Consider the following 21,759-nt stretch of genomic DNA (forward strand, 5'->3'; position numbering starts at 1 on the left):
GTAACACACGACGCATCGACGTCATCCGGGGAGCAACCCGGATGCGCCGGTCACCCCTTCACCAATCCGCCATCGACAATCAGGTTCTGCCCGGTCACCGCCCGCGACCACGGGCTGGCGAAAAACAGCACCGCGTCGGCGAACTGCTCGGGCGTGGTGACCTCGCGCAGCGGGGTGCTGGCGGCGATCAGGTCGAAGACCGCGTCCGGCGTGGCGGCCGACGCGTCGGTGGTGCGCAGCAGGCCGCCCGACACCATGTTGACGGTGATGCCGTCGGCGCCCAGTTCATGGGACAGGGTGCGCGTGAAGGCCAGCAGCGCGGCCTTGGCGGCCGTGTAGTCGTGATAGGGGACCACCGGGTTCTGGACCAGGTTGGTGCCCACGTTGATGATGCGGCCGCCGCCGGCGGCGCGCATGCCGGGCAGGGCGGCCTGCGTGGTGTTGAGCGCCGCGCGCACGCTGCCTTCGATCTGGGCGTTCATCTGGGCCCAGTCCAGCGTGTCGGCGTGGGGGCGGGCGTCGCCGTTGAACTGGAAGGCGGGCAGGGCGTTGTTGACGATGGTGCCGACCGGCTGGCCGAAGTGCTGGCTGGCCCGCGCGACCATCGCGGCGACGGCGGCTGGGTCGCGCACGTCGGCCTGCAAGGCCAGCGCGCGGTCCGGGGCGGTGGCCGCCAGGGCCTGCGCACGGTCGGCGCTGTTCAGGTAGTTGATGACGACCTTGGCTCCTTCGCGCAGGAAGGCCTGCGCGATGGCGGCGCCCAGGCCGCGGCTGGCGCCGGTGACGATGACGAGCTGCTGGTCCAGGTTCAATTGGGGGCGTTGCGTAGACATGAAAGTACGGCTTCCTGCTTAGTGTTCCGAACCGCTGTTGAGCATGCGGCTGCGGGCTTTCTCGATGTGGGCGCGCATGACGTTGCGCGCGCCCTCGGCGTCCTGATCCTGGATCAGGCGATAGATATGGCGGTGTTCGTCGATGGCGGCGCGGGTGCGCTTCCAGGGTTCGCTGTGGACCAGGTGGCGCATGACATTGACGGCGTGGCTGACGTCGTACTCCAGCGACTTGAGCACCTGCACGAAGCGCTGGTTGCCGGTGGCCGACGCAATGGCGCGGTGAAAGCCGAAGTCGTGGTGGTGCGCGATGGCGCCGGATGCGTCGGCTTCTTCGTAGCCGGTCAGCATGCGGTCCATTTCCTGCAGGTCGTCGGGGGTGCGGCGCAGGGCGGCCAGGTAGGCGCATTCCGGTTCGATCACCATGCGCAGCTCCAGGCCTTCGAGGATATGGCCGACGCGGCGCGCGGGGTCCACCGCGGGCATGCCGCCCATCAGGTCCGGCTTGGATTTCACGTAGGTGCCGGACCCGCGGATGGAGTCGACCAGCTGGTCTTCGCGCAGGCGGTCCAGCGCCTGCCGCACCACGGGGCGCGACACCTCGAACAGGGCGGCCAGTTCAAGCTCCGTGGGCAGCTTGTTGCCCGGGGCGATCTTGCCGGTGGCGATCGCATAGAACAGGCTTTCGTAGACACGCTCGGCGAAGCGCTCGGCGCGCACATAGCCCAGGCCGGACGCCACCTCGGCCAGCACGTCCAGTTCCGGACGGGGGCGGGTGGCGGCTGCCAGCAGCGATTCCAGCTGCGGGTCACGCACATTGCTCATCGGGCGCGCTCCTTGTCGTTGGGGACGGGCTTGTCATTGCGCATGACAAACCGGTGGGGCCATAAGCCCCTGAAATATTAGGGATAACCCCACCATCCAGAAAAATATCCTGAAGCTTGGGATAAAAGCTGTCAATCCAATTGACAAGTTCCGGGGGGCTCCCGTACCTTGGCAGCAAACCACAACGCCCGCGCGCACGACGCGCCGGCGGCGCGACCGGCCCGGCCGGCAAGCGCCTGGAGACCTGCAAATTCCCCCAACCGGCCGTTCGGCCGCTACTTTACTCCGCACATCGTGACTCAGAAGAACTTTATCGCCAACCAATGGGTGGCCGCGGCCGCCGGTGAAACCATTCCCGTCCTGAACCCGTCCGATGGCAAGCCTTTCGAGGCGATCGCCCGCTCGAACGAAGCCGACGTGGACCGCGCCGTCCAAGCCGCCCGCGCGGCCTTCGAAGGCGAGTGGGGCCAGATGGCGCCCGCCGCGCGCAGCCGTCTGCTGATGCGGATTGCCTTCGCGCTGCTGGACCGCCAGGAAGAGCTGGCGCAGCTGGAATCGGCCGACACCGGCAAGCCCATCAAGCAGGCCCGCGCCGACGCCGCCGCCGTGGCGCGCTATTTCGAGTTCTACGCCGGGGCGGTGGACAAGCTGCACGGCGAGACCATTCCCTATACCCCGGGCTTTACCGTGCTGACCGTGCGCGAGGCGCACGGCGTGACCGGCCACATCGTGCCCTGGAACTACCCGCTGCAGATCTTCGGCCGCAGCGTGGGCGCGGCGCTGGCCGCGGGCAACGCCTGCGTGGTCAAGCCCGCCGAGGACGCCTGCCTGTCGCTCCTGAAGCTGGCCGAGATCGCCGCCGAGGTGGGCCTGCCCGCCGGCGCCCTGAACATCGTCACGGGCTATGGCTTTGAGGCGGGCGCGGCGCTGTCGGCCCATCCCGGCATCGACCACATCTCGTTCACCGGTTCGCCGCAGACGGGCAAGATGGTGGCGCACGCCGCCGCCGAAAACCACGTGCCGGTCACGCTGGAGCTGGGCGGCAAGTCGCCGCAGATCGTGTTCGACGACGCCGACCTGGACGCCGCGATGCCGGTGCTGCTGGCCGCCATCATCCAGAACGCCGGCCAGACGTGCTCGGCCGGCAGCCGCGTGCTGATCCAGCGCGGGGTGTACGAGACCGTGCTCAAGCGCCTGTCCGACGCGTTCTCGGCCACGGTCACCGGCCCGGCCGCCGCGGACCTGGACGTCGGCCCCCTGATCAACGCCCGCCAGCAGGACCGCGTGCGCGGCTTCCTGGCGGAAGCCGAAGCGCAGGGCATGAAGGTCGCCGCGCGCGGCAAGCTCAAGGAAGGCACGCCCGAAGCCGGCTTCTACCAGCCGCCCGTGCTGTTCCGCGACGTGCCGCCCGACAGCCGCCTGGCGCAGGAAGAAGTCTTCGGCCCGGTGCTGGCCGCCATGGTGTTCGACACCGAGGAAGAGGCGCTGGAAATCGCCAACGGCACGCTGTACGGCCTGGTCGCCGGCGTGTGGACCCGCGACGGCGGCCGCCAGATGCGCCTTGCGCGCAAGCTGCGCGCCGGGCAGGTGTTCGTCAATAACTACGGCGCGGGCGGCGGCGTGGAGCTGCCGTTCGGCGGTTCGCGCCAGTCGGGCTACGGCCGCGAGAAGGGCTTCGAGGCGCTGTACGGCTTCACCACCCTGAAGACCATCGCCATCCGCCATTGATCGCGTTACGGATCGCGGCGCGGGCGGCGGCCCGGGGGCAAAATATCGGTTAACGTTGATGTTTTGCTTCCGGGGCCCGCCGCCCCGCATTCAGGATCCGTATGTTCACCGGTATTGTTCAAGGCACCGCGAAGATCGCAAAGATCGCGGATCGCGAAGGCCTGCGCACCTTCACGCTGGATTTCCCCCCTGGTTTCTGCGTTGACCTGGCCATCGGCGCCAGCGTGTCGACCGACGGCGTCTGCCTGACGGTCACGGAGATCCTGTCCGAGAACCAGGCCACGTTCGACGTCATGCTGCAGAGCCTGGCGATCACCACGCTGGGCAGCTACGCCGAAGGCGATCGCGCCAACGTCGAGCGCGCGGCCAAGGACGGCGCCGAGATCGGCGGCCACCCGCTATCCGGCCACGTGGATTTCACGTCGGAAGTGCTGATGGTGAAGTCGTCCGACACCAATCGGCTGATGCGCTTCAGCATCCCCGAGGCCTTTCGCAAGTATGTGTTCGCCAAGGGCTACATCGCCATCAACGGCGCCAGCCTGACCGTGTCGGAAGTGAACCGCACAGAGGGCTGGTTCGAGGTCTGGCTGATCCCCGAAACGCGCCGCATGACGGTGTTCGAGGACAAGCAGGCGGGCGACGCCGTCAATATCGAAATCGAACGCAGCACCCAGGTCGTGGTCGACACCGTGCGCGAAACCGTTCAGGAAAGCCTGGGCAAGCTGCAGCCCCTGCTGGAAGCGATCCTCAAGGAAAAGGGGCTGACGCTGGAAGACTTTGTCAGCCCTCAGGGCAAGCTGAAGTAAGCATAGCCGGCCGCGCCAAGCGGGGCGCCACTGGCGCGCCCGCTGGCCTGCCGGCTTAATTTGCCGCGAAGGGTTGTCCCAGGGGGCGCACCCGCATCCCCGGCGCCAGGCGCGTCCAGGGCAGGTCGGCGGGATCGGCCTGCATCGGGCCCGGGGCCTTGGCCACCAGCACCTCGTGCGCGATGGGCTGGAAGTCGGCCCGGAAGTGCACCGAGCTCTTCACCACCAGGATTCCCATTTCCTCGGGCTGCACGCCGCCCACGCGGAACAGGTTGCGGTCCAGCATCTGCGCCTTGCTGGCGCTGGCCACCACGCGCACGCCGCCGATCCGCAGACAGGCGACGGCGCCCAGGTCGACCTCCATGCCGTTCATCATGGGTCCGTCAAAGCGCAGCTTGCCCGGCGACAGCATTTCGACCAGGAATTCGCCCTCGAAGGCCGTGTCGCCCGCCACGCCGGACTGGCCGCCCAGGCTCAGCTTCACGGTGGCGCCCACGCCCGCGCTGGTCGCCTGGCGCACCGCGTCCGGATCATAGAAAAGTCCCAGCGCCGCGTTCTGGGCATCGGCCTGCACCAGCGCGCGCAGCATGCCGGTGGTGTTGGCGTCGCCGCCCGCGCCGGGATTGTCCTGGGTGTCGGCGATGACCACCGGGCGTTTTGCGTCCGTCGCCAGGGCCTGCGCGCGGCGCACGGCGTCGGCTGGGGCCAGGAAGTCCGGCGACCAGTCCGGTTCCAGCGCCTGCACGCGGGCCGTCAGCGTTTCCGATACTTGCTCCACCGCCGCGGCGTCCGTGCCGTAGGCCCACACCACCGGTCCGCATTCCGGAAAATCCGCCGCCGGGAAACCTGGCGCGAACGAGATGGACGCGATGCCCGGCGTTTGCTCCAGCTTCGCCAGCAATTCGTACACGCCCTGCGAGGGCTGGAGCATCGTGCACATGCCGTTGATGGGTATCAGGAAGGGCAGGCGGCGCTCGCTGCGCGTCCATTGTCCGCCGGCCTGGATGCGCGCAAGCAGCAGGCGGGCGGCGGCATCGCCGGTGTCGGCCATGTCCACGTGCGGATACGTGCGGAACGCGACCAGGCCGTCGGCCATTTGCAGCATGCGGGCGGTGACGTTCGCGTGCAGGTCCAGGCTGGCGACGACCGGCACGTCCGGACCGGTGATCTCGCGCACGCGGGCCAGCAGTTCGCCTTCGCCGTCGTCCAGGTGTTCGGTGACCATCGCGCCGTGCAGGTCCAGGTAGACGGCGTCAAAGCCGCCGGCCCGGACCGCGTCCAGGATCTCGCCGGCGATGCGTTCGTAGGCGTCTTGCGTGACATGGGCAGAGGGGCTCGCGCCCGCCCAGATCACGGTCTTCACCGTATGGCCTTCCGCCATCACGGCGTTGATGAAGCCGCCCGCGGGGATGTTCACTTCGCGCAGCGCCAGCATGTCAGCGCCGCGCACCATGGCGGGAAAGCCTTCGCCGCGCACGAAGTTGTCGTACCCGGCCTTGGACGGCGCGAAGGTGTTGGTTTCGTGCTGGAAGCCAGCAACCAGAATGTGCATGATCGGTTCCTGTTGGGGCGGACTGCGGGCGCGGGTTCGGAGAACGGCGGGCCGGGGCCGCCCAGGATACCGTGTATGCGGCCGCCATGCCGATCCGCTTGCGCAAAAAGACCTACCCCCCGCCAGCGCCCGCTTCGGTGGCCCGGCCGGCCAGGATCCGTTCCTGGCGCTGCGCGCGGCGCTTCTCGATTTCCCCCACGATCCCCGAGCGGAACACCGTCACGCACACGATGAAGATGCAGCCGATGACCACGGTGATGGGCAGGTCCAGGTCCGCCAGGTAGCTTTCCAGCGAGACGATCACCGCCGCGCCGACGAAGGGGCCGAGCAGCGTGCTGATGCCGCCGATCAGGGCCATCAGGATGACTTCTCCCGAGGTTTGCCATTGCACGTCCAGCAGCGAGGCCACCTGGAAGGCCATGGCCTTGGTGGCGCCGGCCAGCCCGGCAAGGGTCGCGGACGCGACGAACGCCGCCAGCTTGTAGCGCGCCGTGCGATACCCCAGGGAAATCGCCCTGGGCTCGTTGTCGCGGATGGCCTTGAGCACGTTGCCGAAGGGGGAATGAAGGATGCGCCAGCTGGCATAGGCCCCCGCCAGGAATATCGCCAGCACGAAGTAGTAGGTGTTCAGGTTGTTGCTCAAGTCCAGGATGCCAAGCGCCTTGCCGCGCGGCACACCCTGGATGCCGTCCTCGCCGCCCGTCTGCGGAATCTGGACGCACACGAAATAGAACAGCTGGGCCAGGGCCAGGGTGATCATGGCGAAATAGATGCCTTGGCGCCGGATGGCCACCAGGCCGAACAACAGCCCCAGCACGCCCGCGGCCAACGTGCCGGCGACAATGCCCAGCACCGGGTCCATGCCCAGGGTCTTGATGGCGTAGGCCGACACATAGGCGCCGCACCCCAGGAAGGCGGCGTGGCCGAATGACAGCAGGCCCGCGCCGCCCAGCAGCAGATCGAAGGCGATGGCGAACAGCGCGAAGCACAGCACTTTGACAAGGAAGGCCGGGTACACCACCGCCGGCGCGATCAGCAGCACGGCCAGTATCGCCAGCAGCAGCAGGCGCATCGGCGTGCCGGGGCGGGTCAGGTTCGTCATCATTGTTCCCTCCCGAACAGTCCTTTGGGGCTGAAGAAAAGCACGATCACCATGAGCACGAAAATCACCGTGTTGGCCGCTTCGGGGTACACCAGCTTGGTGACCGCCTCGATGATGCCCACGATGTAGCCGGTGGCGATGGCGGCGCCGATGGAGCCCATGCCGCCGATCACGATGACGGCGAACACGACGATGAGCAGGTTCTGGCCCATCAGCGGGCTGACCTGGTAGATGGGCGCCGCCAATACGCCGGCCAGGGCGGCCAGGGCGGCGCCCAGTCCGTAGGTCAGGGTCATCAGCAGCGGAACGTTGACGCCGAAGGTCTGCACCAGCACCGGGTTTTCCGTGGCCGCGCGCAGGTAGGCGCCGAACTTGGTGCGCTCGATGACCCACCACACCGCCAGGCAGACCAGCAGCGAGGCCACCACGATGAACCCGCGGTACATGGGCAGGATCATGAAGCCCAGATCCACCGCGCCGTCCAGCGCTTCGGGCGGCGCATAGGGCTGTCCGCTGGATCCGAACCAGTAGCGGAACAGGCCCTCGGCCACCAGGGCCACGCCAAAGGTCAACAGCAGCCCGTACAGATGGTCCGATTGGTAGAGGTGGGCGAGCAGCAGGCGTTCGACCAGGATGCCCAGCAGGCCAACGCACAGCGGCGCCAGCACCAGCGACAGCCAGAAGCCGATGCCCAGGTAGTTGAGCAGCAGCCAGCTGGCGAAGGCGCCCAGCATGTATTGCGCGCCATGCGCCATGTTGATGACGCGCAGCATGCCGAAGATGACCGCCAGGCCCAGGCTGAGCAGCGCGTAGAACGAACCGTTTATCAGGCCCAGCAGCAGTTGGCCGAAGAGCGCCACCGTGGGTATTCCGATCAGGGGGATCATGATGCATGCCCTCCGGCGAGCCCGAGCAGGGCGTTCAGGCGGGCGTCGCGACCTTCGATCTGCGCGCCGGTGAATTCGTCGGCGATGCTGCCGTGTTCCATGACGTAGTAGCGGTCGGCCACCTTGCGCGCGAAGCGGAAATTCTGCTCCACCAGCAGGATGGTCATGCCGCGCGCCTTCAAGGTGTGTATGAGCTTGCCGATCCGCTGCACGATGACGGGCGCCAGGCCCTCGGTGGGTTCATCCAGCAGGATGATGTCGGCGCCGGTGCGCAGGATGCGGGCAATGGCCAGCATCTGCTGTTCGCCGCCGGACAACCGCGTGCCGGGGCTGTTGCGGCGTTCGAGCAGATTCGGAAAGAGGGCATAGATCTCGTCCAGCGACATGCCGCCAGGCCGGGCGATGGGCGGCAGCGTCAGGTTCTCCGCCACGCTCAGGCTGGCGAAGATGCCGCGCTCTTCCGGCACGAATCCCACGCCGTGGCGCGAAATGTGGTGCAGGGCGCAGCGGGTCGCATCCTGGCCGCCGATGCGGATGTCGCCGGTGCGCTTGCGCAGCACGCCCAGGATGGACTTCAGCGTGGTCGTCTTGCCGGCGCCGTTGCGTCCCAGCAGGGTGACCACTTCGCCGCGGCGCACGTTCAGCGACACGCCCTGCAGCACGTGGCTTTCGCCGTACCAGGCGTGCAGGTCGCGGACTTCGATAGCGATGTCAGTCATCATCCGCTCCGATATAGGCCTCGCGCACGCGCGGCATCTCGCTGACCTCGGCATAGCTGCCTTCGGCGATGACCTTGCCGCGCTCCAGGACCGTGACGGAGTCGCACAGCGCGGCGACCACCGGCAGGTTGTGCTCCACCATGACCACGGTGCGCCCCGACGCGGCCTTGCGTATCAAGTCCCGCACGGCGTCGATGTCTTCGTGCGCCATGCCCGCCATCGGCTCGTCCAGCAGCATGATGCGCGGTTCCAGCGCCAGGGTGGCCGCCAGTTCCAGGGCGCGCTTGCGGCCATAGGACAGGGTGCCGGCGCGCACCTCGGCATAGGCGCGCAGGCCCACGTCCTCCAGCAGCGCCATCGCCCGCTCGTCCAGCGCGTCCAGCCGGCGGGCGGACGCGAACATCTGGGTCGCCAGGCCGGCGCCGCGCTGCAGCGCCACGCGCAGGTTGTCGCGCACGCTGAGGCTGTCGAAGATGGCGGAGATCTGGAATGAGCGCACCAGTCCCTGCTGGGCGATATCGGCCGCGCTCAGCGCCGTGATGTCCCGGCCGCGCAAGAGGATGCTGCCGCTGCTGGGCGCCAGGAATTTGGTCAGCAGGTTGAAGACCGTGGTCTTGCCCGCGCCATTGGGCCCGATGAGGCCGTGGATCGCGCCTTCGCGGATTCTGAGGTCGACATTGTCGACCGCCACGAAGCCGCGGAATTCGCGCCGCACGGCGCGGCCTTCCAGGACGATGGCGTCCGCGGCGCGTTGCGCGCCGCGGGCTGCCGCGTGCGTGTCGTTCATGGGACTCCCCCCAAGAGTCGGCGCCCGCGGGCCGCCGCGGGCAGGCGGCGCCTTCGGCGTCAGCCGTTGGCCTGAGCCAGCACCAGCCTGGCCTGCTTCAGATGGGGCATGTCCAGCATCTTGCCGTTCAGCCCGACCGTCCCCGTGCCCTGGGCTTCGAAGGCGGCCACCACCTGCCGCGCGTAGGCGATGTCTTCGGCGCTGGGCGTGAAGGCCTGGTTGATCACGTCCACCTGGTCGGGATGGATGGCGACCTTGCCCGAAAACCCGGCGCGCCGCGCCGCGGCGGCATCCTTCGCAAGGCCGACCGGGTCCTTGTAGTCGGTCCACAGGGTGTCGATGGGTTCGACGCCCGCCGCGCGCGCGCCCAGCAGGCACGCCGAGCGCGCCATGCGGTAGGTGTGTTCCAGCGATCCGTCTTCCAGCCGGTTCGACGAGGCGTGCACCGCCGACGACAGGTCTTCGGCGCCCCAGGTCAACCCCGCCAGGCGCGGGCTGCAGCCCATGTAGCTGTGCATGGCCAGCACGGATTCGGGGGTCTCGGTCGCGACCGGCACGATGGTGACCGCGCCCACCGGCACGCCGTCGCGCTGTTCCAGCGCGGTCAGGTAATGGTCCAACTGCTTGACGTCCGCGCCGCCGCGCGTCTTGGGCAGCAGGATCGTATCGGGGTGGCCGCCCGCCACGGCCACCAGGTCGGCCAGGGCCGCCGGGTGGTCAAGCGCGTTGATGCGCACCCACAGGCGCTGCGTGCGCCGGGCAGCAGGCTGGCTGTCCAGGAAGTCGCGCACGATGCGCCGGGCGATGTCGGCCCGTTCGCCGGAGACCGAATCCTCCAGGTCCAGGATCAGGACGTCGGCATGGGTTTGCACGGCCTTGGCGAGCTTGCGCTCGCTGTCGCCGGGTACGAACAGCAGCGATCGGATGGGCATGGTCTTTGTCTCCGTTATCGAATTTGTGTGGCTCAAATTTCAGCACACCATTTAAATGATTTCAATGGTTCATTTTTTAAAAAGATTGAGATAAGATGATTTTCATGGCCGGGATGCGCTTCCACGGCGCACAGCGGCCTATAAAGGTCGACCAAAACAAATAGGAGACTCACCATGGAGCAGGTGCAGGCTGCTGCGGAACTGGGCAGTTGGGAGATGCCCGAAGAACTCCGCATGCTGGAGGAAACGGTCCGGCGGTTCATGCGCAATGAAGTCGCGCCGCTGGAAGAAGGGCTGGAGCACGACGCGTTCGCCCTGCCGCCCGAGGCATTGGCCGGGCTGCAGAAAAAGGCCCGGGAACTCGGGCTGTGGTGCGTGCAAAGCCCCGAGGCGTACGGCGGAGCGGGCCTGAACCTGCTGGGCCAGTGCATCGTGGCCGAAGAATCGGCCAAATGCCGCATGGGGGCCTACATACCGGCTTGCGGCGCGTTCGGCTTCGATCCGCCCAGCATCATCTTCGGCGGCACGCCGGAACAGATCCGCAAGTACGCCGTGCCCTCCATCGAGCGGGGCGAAAAAGCGTTCTTCGCCATCAGCGAGCCCAGCGGCGGCTCGGATCCGGCCCGCGCGATCCAGACCCGCGCGGAGCGCGTGGGCGATCACTATGTGTTGAACGGCACCAAGGTGTGGATCACGGCCGCCAGCGAATCGCGCTGGGGCGTGGCCTTCGCCCGGACCGGGCCGTCCAAGGGGCGCGATGGCGTCACGGCCTTCATCATCAATATGGACAGGCCCGGGGTGTCCACGAAGGTCATCCCGGTCATCCGCGCCTATGCGCCGTACGAGCTGCACTTCAACGACTACCGGGTGCCGCTGGACGACGTGCTGGGCGAGGTCGGCAAGGGCTTTGAACTGGTGGACCGGCTGCTGGTGCATGGCCGGGTCCCGTATGCGGCGGGCACGCTGGGCGTCGCCCAGGCCGCGCTTGAACTCGCCATCGACTGGGCCAAACAGCGGCAGACATTCGGCGCCTTGCTGGCCGACAGGCAGGCCGTGCAGTGGATGATCGCCGATTCCGAAATCGAACTGCGGGCCGCGCGCCTGCTGGTCTATCAGGCCGCCTGGAAGGCCGATCGCGGCCAGGACATCAAGCTGGACGCGTCGATCGCCAAGGTATACGCCACCGAGACGGCCGGGCGCGTCGTCGATCGCTGCATCCAGATCCTGGGCGGCATGGGCGTGGCCTGCGAAATGCCGCTGGAGCGCTGGTACCGCGAGCTGCGCATCAAGCGCATCGGTGAAGGCCCATCCGAAGTCCAGCGCATGGTGGTCGCGCGCCATCTGCTGGGCAACCGTTCCAAATAAACCCCAGGAGGTCGCTATGTCTATCGATTACGTTGTCGAGGACGGCATTGCCGTCATCACCATCAATCGGCCCGAACGCATGAATGCCATGGACCTGGAGCACTACCAGGCCCTGTCCGCCGCGTGGCAGCGGGTGCGCGACGACAACGCCGTGCGCGTGGCCATCATTACCGGGGCCGGCGACCGGGCCTTCACCGCCGGCGCCGACATCAAGACGTTCGTCTCCGCGCCCACGCCGCTGGAGCAGATGTGGCTGACCCAGCGAGACCAGCTGCTCAACCGCGGCCTGGAGGTCTGGAAGCCCGTGATCGCCGCGGTCAACGGCCTGTCGCTGGGCGGCGGCACGACCTTGCTGTTCGCCACCGATATCCGCGTGGCGGCGGAGCACGCCACCTTCAGCCTGGCCGAGGTCAAGCGCGGAATCGTGGCCGGCAACGGCGGCACCCAGCGCGTCATGTCGCAGATTCCCTATGCCCTGGCCATGGAACTGACGCTGACCGGCGACGCCATCGACGCGCAGACGGCGTTGCGTTGGGGGCTGATCAACAAGGTGGTGCCGCGCGAACAGCTGATGGATGCGGCCATGGACTACGCGCGGCGCATTGCCGCCAACGCGCCCCTGGCGGTGCAGGCGGCCAAGGAGCTGGCGCTGCGCAGCCGGGACATGGATCTGCAGACCGGCTTGCGGGTTGAACTGCTGGTCAATCGCCTGCTGCAGGAGACGGTCGACGCCAAGGAAGGGCCGGCGGCATTCGCCGAGAAGCGCCCCGCGCGTTTCCAGGGGCGCTAGCCATGAGCCGTGATCTTCCCTTGCATGGCTTGACTGTCGTGGACCTGGGCCAGATCTACAACGGCCCGTACGCCACGTTCCTGATGGCCATGGCCGGCGCCCGGGTCATCAAGGTCGAGCCGCCCGGCGGCGAAAACCTGCGCCGGCGCAGCGTGGTGGGCGGGGCGGCGTTGCCCTTCGCCATGCTCAATTCCAACAAGCGCTTCGTGTCGCTCAACCTCAAGCAGCCGCGCGGCCGTGAACTGCTGCGCGATCTGGTGGCGCGCAGCGACGTCGTGCTGGAGAATTTTGCCCCCGGCGTGATGGACCGGCTGGGCGTGGGGTACGACGCGCTGCGCGAGGTCAATCCCCGGCTGATCTATGCCTCGGGCTCCGGCTATGGCCTGTCTGGCGCCTATCGCGACCTGCCGGCCATGGACCTGACGGTGCAGGCGGTGTCGGGAATCATGAGCGTGACCGGCTTTGCCGACCGGGCGCCGGTTCGCGCCGGCCCCGCCGTGTGCGACTTCTCGGGCGGCGTGCACCTGTACGGCGCGGTGCTCACGGCGCTGTTCGAACGCGAGCGCACCGGCCTGGGCCGCCGGGTCGAGGTGGCCATGCTGGAAGCGGTGTACGCGTCGCTGAGCTCCAGCCTGGGCCTGTGGTACGGCACAGGCGGGCAAGCCCCCGTGCGCACGGGCAACCGCCACGGCGGGTTGGCCGAATCGCCCTACAACGTCTATCCGACATCCGACGGCCACATCGCCATCCTGTGCGTGGGCGAGACACACTGGACCGGCCTGCTGGCCGCCCTGAACCGGCAGGACCTGGCGCAGGACGAACGCTTCTCCACGCTGAAGGCCCGGGTGCAGAACATGGATACCGTGGACGCGATGATCTCGGAATTCACCCGCGCGCTGAGCAAGGCCGAGCTCGTCCGGCTGCTTCAGGCGCAGCGGGTGCCGTGCGCGCCGGTGCGCGACCTGGAAGAGGTGACCTCGGATGCGCATCTGCATGAACGCGGCTTCCTGCAAGAGGTCGACCACCCGCTCTATGGCCGGGTGACGCTGCCGCGGTCCCCGATGCGCTATGAGGGCTCGGACCTGCCGCCGATCGAACCCAGCGGCGAACTGGGACAGCACAACGATGAAGTGTTCGGCGACTGGCTTGGGCTGGCCGATGCCGAACTGGCGCAATTGCGCGCGGACGGCGTGATCTGACGCGCCGGCACAGACAACAGGAGACAAGCATGGCAAACACCCGGAAAGTCATCATCTCTTGCGCCGTCACGGGCGCGATCCACACCCCGTCCATGTCGCGCTACCTGCCGGTGACGGCTGAACAGATCGCCGACGACGCCGTGGCCGCCGCCGAGGCAGGTGCGGCGATCCTGCATCTGCACGCGCGCAATCCCCGGAACGGCAAGCCGGACCAGACGCCGGAGGCCTTCGCGCCATTCCTTGCCGACATCAAGCGCCGCTGCGACGCGGTGGTCAACATCACGACGGGCGGCAGTCCCTACATGACCGTGGAAGAACGCCTGCGGCCCACCGCCACGTTCAAGCCCGAACTGGCGTCGCTGAACATGGGGTCCATGAATTTCGGGCTTTACCATTTGCTGGACAAGTACAAGACCTTCCAGCACGAGTGGGAGCGCGAGCATCTGGAAAATTCTCGGGAACTGGTGTTTCGCAATACGTTCAAGGATATCGAGCACATCCTGCAGGTGGGCACGGCCAACGGCACGCGCTTCGAATTCGAGTGCTACGACACCAGCCACCTCTACACCTTGCGCCATTTCCTGGATCGCGGCCTGGTCAAGGGCCCGCTGTTCATCCAGACGGTGTTCGGGATCCTGGGCGGAATCGGCACCCACCCCGAAGACGTGCAGCACCTGAAGCGCACGGCCGACCGCCTGTTCGGAGACCAGTTCCAGTGGTCCGTGCTGGGGGCGGGCGCCGCGCAGATGAAGGTCGCGTCCATCGCCCTGGCGGGGGGCGGCAATGTGCGGGTTGGCCTGGAGGATTCGCTGTGGGCCGGGCCCGGCCGCCTGGCGCAGGGCAGCGCCGAGCAGGTGCGGATCGTGCGGGGGATCATCGAGGGCCTGGGCATGGCCGTGGCCACGCCCGACGAGGCCCGGCAGATGCTCGCGCTCAAGGGCGCGGCATCAGTGGCCTTCTGACGGGGGGCGGCCATGACGACGGCTGACCTGGAAGTCCAAGTGACGGAGGACGGGCCGCTCGCCACGGTCCGCCTGAATCGTCCCGAGCGCCTCAACGCGCTGACCGAACCGGTAAAGCAGCGCTTGGGCGACGTTTTTCTGGATCTCGCCTTCCGCGACGAGGTGCGCGCGGTCATCCTGACGGGCGCCGGCCGCGGATTCTGCGCCAGCGGCGACGTCAACAACCTGGGCAGCTTCACCGCCTTCAGCACCCGCGAACGCTTTCGCCGCCTGCATCGCGCAATCGCCGCCATCGCCAATCTGGACAAGCCCGTCGTGGCGGCGGTGCGCGGGCCCGTGGCGGGCGTGGGATTCAGCATGGCGCTGGCCAGCGACATGATCGTGGCCTCGGAAACCGCGCGCTTTTCCATGGTCTTCAAGAACGTGGGCCTGGCGCCCGATGGCGGCGCCGTCTACTTCCTGACGCAGGCGCTCGGGATGATGAAGGCCAAGGAACTTGTCTTCAGCGGCTGCACCCTGGATGCGGCCGAGGCGAAGGCGCTGGGCCTGGTGTGCCGGGTGGTTCCCGACGCGGAGCTGGACGCCGCCGCGGCCGATCTTGCACTGACCCTGGCCCGGGGGCCGACCATGGCCTTCGGCCTGGCCAAGCGCATGTTCAAGGCCATGACGGTGCCCACGCTGGAAGCCTTCCTGGACCTGGAAGCGACCTCGCAGGGGCTGGCCGTGCTGGGCCAGGACCACCAGGAGGGCGTGCAGGCCTTCCTGGCGAAACGACCTCCCGCGTTCAGCGGCCGCTAGGGAACCGCCCATGAATGTGCTTATCGTATTTGCCCACCCCGAGCCGGCCAGCTTTTGCGGCGCGCTGCGCGATGCGGCGTGCCAGACCCTGGCGGACCTGGGCCACCGGGTGCAGGTGTCCGATCTGTACCGCATGGACTTCTCGCCGGTCGGCGACGTCGACGACTTCGAGCACGAGGTCGATGACGTGCCCTTCGAGTACCAGCGCGAACAGCGCATTGCCCATCAGCAGCAAAGCTATTGCGCGCAGATCGCGGCCGAACACGAAAAGCTGCTTTGGTGCGATGTCGTCATGCTGAACTTTCCGCTGTGGTGGTTCGGGCCGCCCGCCATCCTGAAAGGCTGGATAGACCGCGTCATGTCGGTGGGATTCGCCTACGACAGCGACCGGCGTTTCGAGAAGGGCGCGCTCAAGGGCCGCAACGCCATGGTGACCATCACCACGGGCAGTCCCGCCGAGCGCTTTTCGGACGATGCGCCGCGCGGCTACGCGGATCTGGAAGGCACCTTGCTGCCGCTGCAGAAGGGCCTGTTCCCGTATGTCGGCATGGGCGTCCTGCCGCCCTTTGCCGCCTACGCGGTGGCGCGGGTCAGCCCGCAGGCGCGCAGCGCCTATCTGCAGCAATACCGTGACCACCTGGCGGCGCATTTCGGACCGGCCCGGTCCCGCGCCCAGTCCTCCTGACCTCCGAGGCCCCCATGCATCCCACACCCGACAGCGGCTACACCGGCAACCAGCCGCGCAGCACCGCCGACCTGGAATCCTGGCTGGGCCGGACGCGGCGCGAGGCCGCGCTGGAACCCGAGCTGCCCATCATCGACGCCCATCATCACCTGTGGGATTTCCCGGCAGCGGGCAACCGCTACCTGCTTCCCGACTTCCTGCAAGACATCCAGGGCGGCCACAACATCGTGGCCACCGTCTACGTCGAGGCTGCCTCCATGTGGCGGGCGCAAGGGCCGGCGTCCCTGCGGCCGGTGGGCGAAGTGGAGTTCGCGGCGGGCATGGGGGCGATCGCCGACAGCGGAACCTACGGACCCTGCCGCATCGCGGCAGGCATCGTGGCGCATGCCGATCTGCGCCTGGGCGCCGCGGTGGGCGATGTGCTGCGGGCCGCGCAGGCGGCTTCGGGCGGCAGGTTGCGCGGCATCCGCCACCAGGTCGCTCATGCGGACGGCGCGGTGGGCCGCCATATCAGGCATCCCGTGCCGGTCCACCTGATGGGCCAGGCGGATTTTCGCGCCGGCTTTGCCGAACTGGCGCGCATGGGCCTGAGCTTCGATGCCTGGATGTACCACCCGCAGCTGGACGATCTGGTGCAGCTGGCGCGCGCGTTCCCCGACACCTGCATCGTGCTCAACCATGTTGGCGGCGTGTTGGGCGTGGACGCCTACGGCGGCCGGCGCGAGCAGGCCTTTTCCGAATGGAGCCAGAGCATGGCGCAGGTCGCGCGCTGCGCCAATGTGGTGGTGAAGGTTGGCGGCATGGGCATGCCGGTATTCGGCTTTGGATTCGAGAAAGCCGATGGGCCTGCCGGATCGGCCGAACTGGCGCGCCTATGGAAGCCCTACATCGATGTCTGCCTTGAGCGCTTCGGGCCGCAGCGCTGCCTGTTCGAAAGCAATTTCCCGGTGGACAGGCAGTCCTGCGACTACAACGCCTTGTGGAACGCGTTCAAGATCGCAACCCGGGATCTGACCGAGGACGAGCGCCGCGCCCTGTTCATGGACACGGCGCGGCGCGTCTACCGATTGGACGTCTGAGGCCCGGTCTCCGGGCGCCGGGCCAGCCACCAGCCATATTGCCGCGGCCAGGCAGCATAGTCCGGATCCAGGCCCAGCTCGCGCCGCGCGCGCAGGGGCCAGTGCGGATCGACCAGGGCCTGGCGACCGATGGCGATCAGGTCCGCCTTGTTTTCGGCCAGGATGGCCTGGGCCTGGCTGGCCTGCACGATGAGGCCCACCGCCAAGGTGGGAATGCCCGCTTCGTGCTTGACGGCATTGGCGAAGGGAACCTGGAAGCCCGGCCCGCGCCGGACCGCTTGCGGGTCCGTGGACGCCGTGGCCGGCCCCAGGATTCCACCGGATGAGCAGTCCACGATATCCACGCCCAGCGCCTTGAACCGGCGGGCCAGCTCGATCGAGTCGGCCAGGGTCCAGCCGCCGCTGGCGCCGTCGACCGCCGATATGCGCACCGACAGCACACAGTCCGCCGGCAGCGCGTCGCGCACGGCCCGGACCACGGCCAGCGGAAAGCGCATGCGGTTTTCCAGCGAACCGCCGTACTCGTCTTCGCGCCGGTTGGACAGGGGCGACAGGAAGCTGTGCAGCAGGTATCCGTGCGCGGCATGCACTTCGACCATGCGGTAGCCGGCCTTTGCTGCGCGCCGGGCCGCCGCGGCAAAGGCGCCGCAGATTCCGGCCAGTCCGTCCGCGTCCAGGCGCCTGGGCGGGTCCATGCCCGGCGCGATCGGGATCGCATCGGCGCCCAGCGTGGGCCAGGCCGGCTCGTCGCCGTGGGCCGTGGCCAGCGGCCGGTTGCCTTCCCAGGGGCGTTGCGTGCTGGCCTTGCGGCCCGCATGGCCGATCTGGATGGCGGGGATCGCGCCCTGGCGCGCGATGATGTCGGCCAGTTCGCGCAGCCCCTCGATGTGGTCGTCGTTCCAGATGCCCAGGTCGCCCCATGTGCCGCGCCCGTCCCGCGTGACGGCCGACGCCTCGACCATGAACGCCGCGGCGCCGCCTCGGGCCTGCGCCAGCGTGTGCTCGCGGTGCCAGGGCTGCACCTTGCCCTCGACCGCGGAGTACTGGCTCATCGGCGAGATGACGATGCGGTTGGCGAAGGTCAGGCCACGCAAGGTGTAGGGAGTGAACAGCAGGTTGTCGGCAGGGGGCACGGGCAGGCTCCTGGAATCAGCGGGATGGGACTAGAGGACGGAGACGCCGGCATCGCGCGTCAGCTTGCCCCACAGGTCGAGCTGGGCGCGGATGTAGGCCGAGAATTCCTGCGGCGTGCAGGGCGCGGGCAGCATGCCCATGCTGTCGAAGAACTGCCTGGTGTCCGGGGCCTTCAGCGCCTGCACGAACGCGGCGTTGATCTTGGCCACCACGCCCGGCGGCGTGCCGGCGGGCGCGAACAAGCCCACCCAGGAGGCGAACTCATAGCCTTCGACGCCCAGTTCGGCAAGCGGCGCCACGTCCGGGCTGGAGGGCAGCCGTTCCCGGCTGGTGACGCCCAACGCGCGCAGCTTGCCGCTTTCCAGGTAGGGGCGCGTGACCATGACGTCGGTGATCATGTAGTCCAGCCTTCCGCCGATCAGGTCGGTGACCGCCTGGGGCGTGCCGGGGTAGGGGATGCCCATGGTCTGGATGCCGGTCAGCGTCTTGAGGAGCTGCGCGGCGGCCAGGCCGCCGGAATTGCCGGTGCCGTAGTTCAACTGGCCGGGGCGCGCCCGCGCGTATTGCAGGAATTCCGGCATGTCCCGGGCGGGCAGGTCCGACCGCACGACCAGCATGAGCGGGTTCGAGGTCAGCTGGGTGACCGGGCTGAAATCCTTGACCGGGTCGTAGCCGATGTCCTTCATCATGTAGAAATTGGCCGCGTGGGTCGAGTTGGTGCCCAGCAGCAAGGTGTAGCCGTCGGGCTTGGCCCGCGCGACCTCGCGTGCGGCGACGCTGCCCTGGGCGCCCACCTTGGGCTCCACGACGATGGGCTGCCCCAGCGTCGCGCTGACGTGCTTGCCCAGGTAGCGGGCAATGATGTCGGACCCTGATCCCGCAGGAAAGGAAATGACCAGGCGGATGGGGCGGTTGGGGAAATCGGCGGCCGGGTCGGCGGCCTGGGCGGTGCCCAGGAGCAGCATGGCGAGCCCCGCCAGCAAAAGGTTGCGGATACGCATGGCAGGTCTCCCTTTATTTCTTGACCAGCGGGCATTCGCTTTCGGAGAGGGGCCAGTAGACCTGGTCGGCGGGCAAGGTGGACAGGATCTTGTAGTAGTCCCAGGGCGCCTTGGATTCCTGCGGCGTCTTGACCTGCGCCACCAGCATGTCGTGCAGCATGACGCCGTCTTCGCGCAGCTTGCCGTTGTGGGTGAAGACGTCGTTGACCGGTATTTCCCGCATCTTCTGCATCACCGTCACGGCATCCGTGGAGCCGGCCGCCTGCACCGCCTTCAGGTAGTGACCGACGCTGGAATAGACGCTGGCCTGCACCATGGTGGGCATGGCCTTGCGGATGTCGAAAAAGCGCTTGGCCCAGGCCCGGGTCTCGTCGTTCAGGTCCCAATAGAACGATGTGGTCAGCACCAGGCCTTGGGCGCGCTGCAGGCCCAGCGCGTGGATGTCGGTCAGGAACGTAATGAAGGACACCACTTTCTGCTTGCCGCGCGTCAGGCCGAACTCCTGGGCCTGCTTGATGGCGGTCACCAGGTCGGCGCCGCCGGTGGCCAGCGCCACCACGTCCGCTCCCGAGGCCTGCGCCTGCAGCAGGTAGGATGAAAAGTCCGTGGTGTTCAGCGGGTGCCGCACCTTGCCCACGACCGTGCCGCCGTTGGCGAGGACATACTTGGACGCGTCGCGCTCCAGCGCATGGCCGAAGGTGTAGTCGACGGTGATGAAGAACCACTTCTTGCCGCCTTCCTTCATGGCGCCCTGGACCGTGCTCATCGCCTGGGAACGGGTGTTCCATGCCCACACGGCCCCCACCGGCGAGCACGCGGAATTGACCAGCGATTCCGTGCCGGACGCCGACGTCAGCACCACCGCCTTCTTCGATTCCGTGGCCGCCTGCTGGATCGCCAGCGCGGCCGCACTGGACGCGATGTCCGCCAGTGCGGTGACGCCTTCATGGTCCATCCACTTGCGCGCCAGGCTTGCGGCGATCTCCACCTTGTTCTGATGGTCGGCGCACAGGATTTCGATCGGCCGGTCCAGCACTTTGCCGCCGAAGTCCTCGGCGGCCATCTTGGCGGCGGCGCACGAGCCCGCGCCGCCCAAGGCGCTGAAGGTGCCGCCCATATCGCTGAGCAGGCCGATTTTCACGGGTTGTGCCGCCGCCGGAGCGATGGCGCACAGGCCCAGCAGCCAGGCGCCGCCCAGCCTTGCCAAGTGCAAGCGTGTCTTCATGATGTCTCCTCCGCGGATTGCGGTAGTTGTTTTGGGGCGCGCTCTGGCGGTGCGCCTTGATCTTGCCGCGCCTGCGGGGCGCGGCGGCCGTGCTGCCTATCTGTGTCCGTCTTGCGAGGCTGGGGCGCTGCGGTGCTGAACCACGCCGTCCTGCAACAGCGCGCCGATGTCGTCCGGGCCATAGCCCAATTCGGAAAGAATGTCCCGGGTGTGTTCCCCCAGTTGCGGGGGATTGCTGCGCAAGGCCGGGCGTGCGTCTTCGAAGGCCACGGGAGCCGCAATGGTGTGGCCTGCGGCCTGGCCGGCAAAGTCCAGCACCATGCCCCGCGCCCGCATGTGGGGGTGATCCAGCAGGTCCTGCAGGGTGTTCAGCGGCGCCGCCGGCACGCCGGCCGCGGTCAGGCGTTCCAGCCAGTCGTCGCAGCTGCGCGTGGCCGCCAGCTTCTGCACGAATTCAATCGTTTCGGCGGCATGCTTCACCCGGGCGCCGTTGGTGGCAAAACGCGGGTCGCTGGCGGCTTCCGGCACGCCGGCCGCCTTGCAGAAGCGGCCCCACAGGTTGTCGTTCGGAATGCCGATGAGGATGTCGCGGTCCTGGGCGTGAAACACCTGGTACGGGCACAACGACGGGTGCCCGGATCCCGATTTGCCGGGCAGCCTGCCCGACTGCCAATAGTTCTGCAGGGTATAGCCGAGCAGCCCGACCGCGCTGTCAAAGAGCGAGACTTCCAGGGCCGTGCCCTGTCCCGTGCGGCCACGCTGCACCAGCCCGGCAAGAATGCCGGACAGGGCGTTCATGCCGGTGGCCTGGTCGATCGGCGACATGGGTGAACGCACCGGGCCGCCGTTCTCTTCCCCCGTGATCTCCAGCATGCCGCTGAAGGCCTGCAGGATGAGATCGTAGCCGGGCAAGGCGCTCAAGGGGCCCTGTTGTCCGTAACCGGAAATACTGCAATAGACCAGGCGCGGGTTCAGGGCGCGCAGCGCGTCCCGGCCGACCCCCAATCTGCCGGCAACCCCGGGCGCGTAGCTTTCGATGACCACGTCGGCGTCCGCGGCCAGGCGCCGTGCGACTTCCTGGCCGCGCGGGCTCTTCAGGTCCAGGGCGATGCTGCGCTTGTTGCGGTTGGCAGACAGGAACACGGCCCCGTTGCCGTGGGCGTCATAGGGCGGCCAGTGGCGCGTTTCGTCCCCGATGCCGATGGGTTCGACCTTGACGACCTCGGCGCCAAAGTCGCTCAGCATCTGGGCACACAATGGCCCGGCCAGCACTTTGGAAAGATCCAGCACTTTGAGCCCAGCCAAAGGGAAGTCCATGCCGCCTCCTTGGTTCAATGGTTTATATATTACATT

General features: G+C 67.9%; 21 protein-coding genes. 9 read left to right on the top strand and 12 right to left on the bottom strand.

From position 1 onward, the window contains the following. Positions 1–50: 50 nt before the first annotated feature. Both ABE485_RS25355 and ABE485_RS25360 read right to left on the bottom strand, forming a co-directional pair. Positions 51–833 (bottom strand): 3-oxoacyl-ACP reductase, encoded by a 783-nt coding sequence (locus tag ABE485_RS25355; protein WP_346518003.1) that lies wholly within the window; start codon positions 831–833, stop codon positions 51–53. An 18-nt stretch (positions 834–851) separates the two neighbouring features. Further along, the gene (locus ABE485_RS25360; protein ID WP_346518004.1) at positions 852–1,655 is read right to left on the bottom strand and encodes a FadR/GntR family transcriptional regulator; all 804 of its coding nucleotides are present in this window, start codon (positions 1,653–1,655) and stop codon (positions 852–854) included. A gap of 291 nt (positions 1,656–1,946) precedes the next feature. On the opposite strand from ABE485_RS25360, the gene ABE485_RS25365 reads away from it, so the two are divergent. Next, positions 1,947–3,383, top strand: coding sequence for an aldehyde dehydrogenase family protein (locus tag ABE485_RS25365; protein WP_346518030.1), 1,437 nt, complete (start codon positions 1,947–1,949; stop codon positions 3,381–3,383). A gap of 101 nt (positions 3,384–3,484) precedes the next feature. Beyond that, complete coding sequence (locus tag ABE485_RS25370; protein ID WP_346518005.1) at positions 3,485–4,189, top strand: riboflavin synthase subunit alpha; 705 nt, start codon at positions 3,485–3,487, stop codon at positions 4,187–4,189. Between the two features lie 55 nt (positions 4,190–4,244). Here the strand turns inward: ABE485_RS25370 and ABE485_RS25375 are convergent, their stop codons facing one another. From ABE485_RS25375 to ABE485_RS25400, 6 genes are all read right to left on the bottom strand, one after another. After that, positions 4,245–5,741, bottom strand: a complete 1,497-nt coding sequence (locus ABE485_RS25375; RefSeq protein WP_346518006.1) for a M81 family metallopeptidase — start codon at positions 5,739–5,741, stop codon at positions 4,245–4,247. A 112-nt stretch (positions 5,742–5,853) separates the two neighbouring features. Next, positions 5,854–6,843 carry a branched-chain amino acid ABC transporter permease gene (locus tag ABE485_RS25380; RefSeq protein WP_430795466.1) on the bottom strand — a complete coding sequence of 330 codons (990 nt, stop codon included), beginning with the start codon at positions 6,841–6,843 and terminating at the stop codon, positions 5,854–5,856. Continuing rightward, a complete protein-coding gene (locus ABE485_RS25385; protein ID WP_346518008.1) occupies positions 6,843–7,730 on the bottom strand; it encodes a branched-chain amino acid ABC transporter permease in 888 nt (295 codons plus the stop codon). Before ABE485_RS25385 ends, ABE485_RS25380 begins: the two co-directional genes overlap by 1 nt. Then, positions 7,727–8,449, bottom strand: a complete 723-nt coding sequence (locus tag ABE485_RS25390; RefSeq protein WP_346518009.1) for an ABC transporter ATP-binding protein — start codon at positions 8,447–8,449, stop codon at positions 7,727–7,729. Before ABE485_RS25390 ends, ABE485_RS25385 begins: the two co-directional genes overlap by 4 nt. Then, positions 8,442–9,236 (bottom strand): ABC transporter ATP-binding protein, encoded by a 795-nt coding sequence (locus tag ABE485_RS25395; RefSeq protein ID WP_346518010.1) that lies wholly within the window; start codon positions 9,234–9,236, stop codon positions 8,442–8,444. The genes ABE485_RS25390 and ABE485_RS25395 overlap by 8 nt, the downstream gene beginning before the upstream one ends. A 59-nt stretch (positions 9,237–9,295) precedes the next feature. Beyond that, on the bottom strand, positions 9,296–10,168 hold the full coding sequence (locus ABE485_RS25400; protein WP_346518011.1) for an HpcH/HpaI aldolase/citrate lyase family protein: 873 nt from the start codon (positions 10,166–10,168) through the stop codon (positions 9,296–9,298). A gap of 174 nt (positions 10,169–10,342) precedes the next feature. On the opposite strand from ABE485_RS25400, the gene ABE485_RS25405 reads away from it, so the two are divergent. From ABE485_RS25405 to ABE485_RS25435, 7 genes are read left to right on the top strand one after another with little or no spacing between them, the layout of a single operon-like run. After that, positions 10,343–11,533, top strand: coding sequence for an acyl-CoA dehydrogenase family protein (locus ABE485_RS25405; protein WP_346518012.1), 1,191 nt, complete (start codon positions 10,343–10,345; stop codon positions 11,531–11,533). Between the two features lie 16 nt (positions 11,534–11,549). Continuing rightward, entirely contained in the window at positions 11,550–12,323 is a 774-nt protein-coding gene (locus ABE485_RS25410; RefSeq protein ID WP_346518013.1) for an enoyl-CoA hydratase/isomerase family protein, read from the top strand. A gap of 2 nt (positions 12,324–12,325) precedes the next feature. Continuing rightward, positions 12,326–13,522 (top strand): CaiB/BaiF CoA transferase family protein, encoded by a 1,197-nt coding sequence (locus tag ABE485_RS25415; RefSeq protein ID WP_346518014.1) that lies wholly within the window; start codon positions 12,326–12,328, stop codon positions 13,520–13,522. 29 nt (positions 13,523–13,551) lie between these two features. Then, the gene (locus ABE485_RS25420; RefSeq protein WP_346518015.1) at positions 13,552–14,484 is read left to right on the top strand and encodes a 3-keto-5-aminohexanoate cleavage protein; all 933 of its coding nucleotides are present in this window, start codon (positions 13,552–13,554) and stop codon (positions 14,482–14,484) included. 12 nt (positions 14,485–14,496) lie between these two features. Beyond that, positions 14,497–15,282 carry an enoyl-CoA hydratase/isomerase family protein gene (locus ABE485_RS25425; protein WP_346518016.1) on the top strand — a complete coding sequence of 262 codons (786 nt, stop codon included), beginning with the start codon at positions 14,497–14,499 and terminating at the stop codon, positions 15,280–15,282. A 10-nt stretch (positions 15,283–15,292) separates the two neighbouring features. Next, positions 15,293–15,967 carry an NAD(P)H-dependent oxidoreductase gene (locus tag ABE485_RS25430; RefSeq protein ID WP_346518017.1) on the top strand — a complete coding sequence of 225 codons (675 nt, stop codon included), beginning with the start codon at positions 15,293–15,295 and terminating at the stop codon, positions 15,965–15,967. A 14-nt stretch (positions 15,968–15,981) separates the two neighbouring features. Then, on the top strand, positions 15,982–17,046 hold the full coding sequence (locus ABE485_RS25435) for an amidohydrolase family protein (RefSeq protein ID WP_346518018.1): 1,065 nt from the start codon (positions 15,982–15,984) through the stop codon (positions 17,044–17,046). On the opposite strand, the gene ABE485_RS25440 is transcribed toward ABE485_RS25435, so the two are convergent. From ABE485_RS25440 to ABE485_RS25455, 4 genes are all read right to left on the bottom strand, one after another. Further along, positions 17,028–18,179 (bottom strand): NADH:flavin oxidoreductase/NADH oxidase, encoded by a 1,152-nt coding sequence (locus tag ABE485_RS25440; RefSeq protein WP_346518019.1) that lies wholly within the window; start codon positions 18,177–18,179, stop codon positions 17,028–17,030. The genes ABE485_RS25435 and ABE485_RS25440 overlap by 19 nt on opposite strands. A 30-nt stretch (positions 18,180–18,209) precedes the next feature. Next, positions 18,210–19,181 carry a Bug family tripartite tricarboxylate transporter substrate binding protein gene (locus ABE485_RS25445; RefSeq protein WP_346518020.1) on the bottom strand — a complete coding sequence of 324 codons (972 nt, stop codon included), beginning with the start codon at positions 19,179–19,181 and terminating at the stop codon, positions 18,210–18,212. A 13-nt stretch (positions 19,182–19,194) separates the two neighbouring features. Beyond that, positions 19,195–20,406 (bottom strand): ABC transporter substrate-binding protein, encoded by a 1,212-nt coding sequence (locus ABE485_RS25450; protein WP_346518021.1) that lies wholly within the window; start codon positions 20,404–20,406, stop codon positions 19,195–19,197. Between the two features lie 96 nt (positions 20,407–20,502). Further along, the gene (locus tag ABE485_RS25455) at positions 20,503–21,723 is read right to left on the bottom strand and encodes a CaiB/BaiF CoA transferase family protein (protein WP_346518022.1); all 1,221 of its coding nucleotides are present in this window, start codon (positions 21,721–21,723) and stop codon (positions 20,503–20,505) included. Between the last annotated feature and the right edge of the window lie 36 nt (positions 21,724–21,759).

The organism is Achromobacter spanius, assembly GCF_039673305.1.
GTDB lineage: Bacteria > Pseudomonadota > Gammaproteobacteria > Burkholderiales > Burkholderiaceae_B > Achromobacter > Achromobacter spanius_F.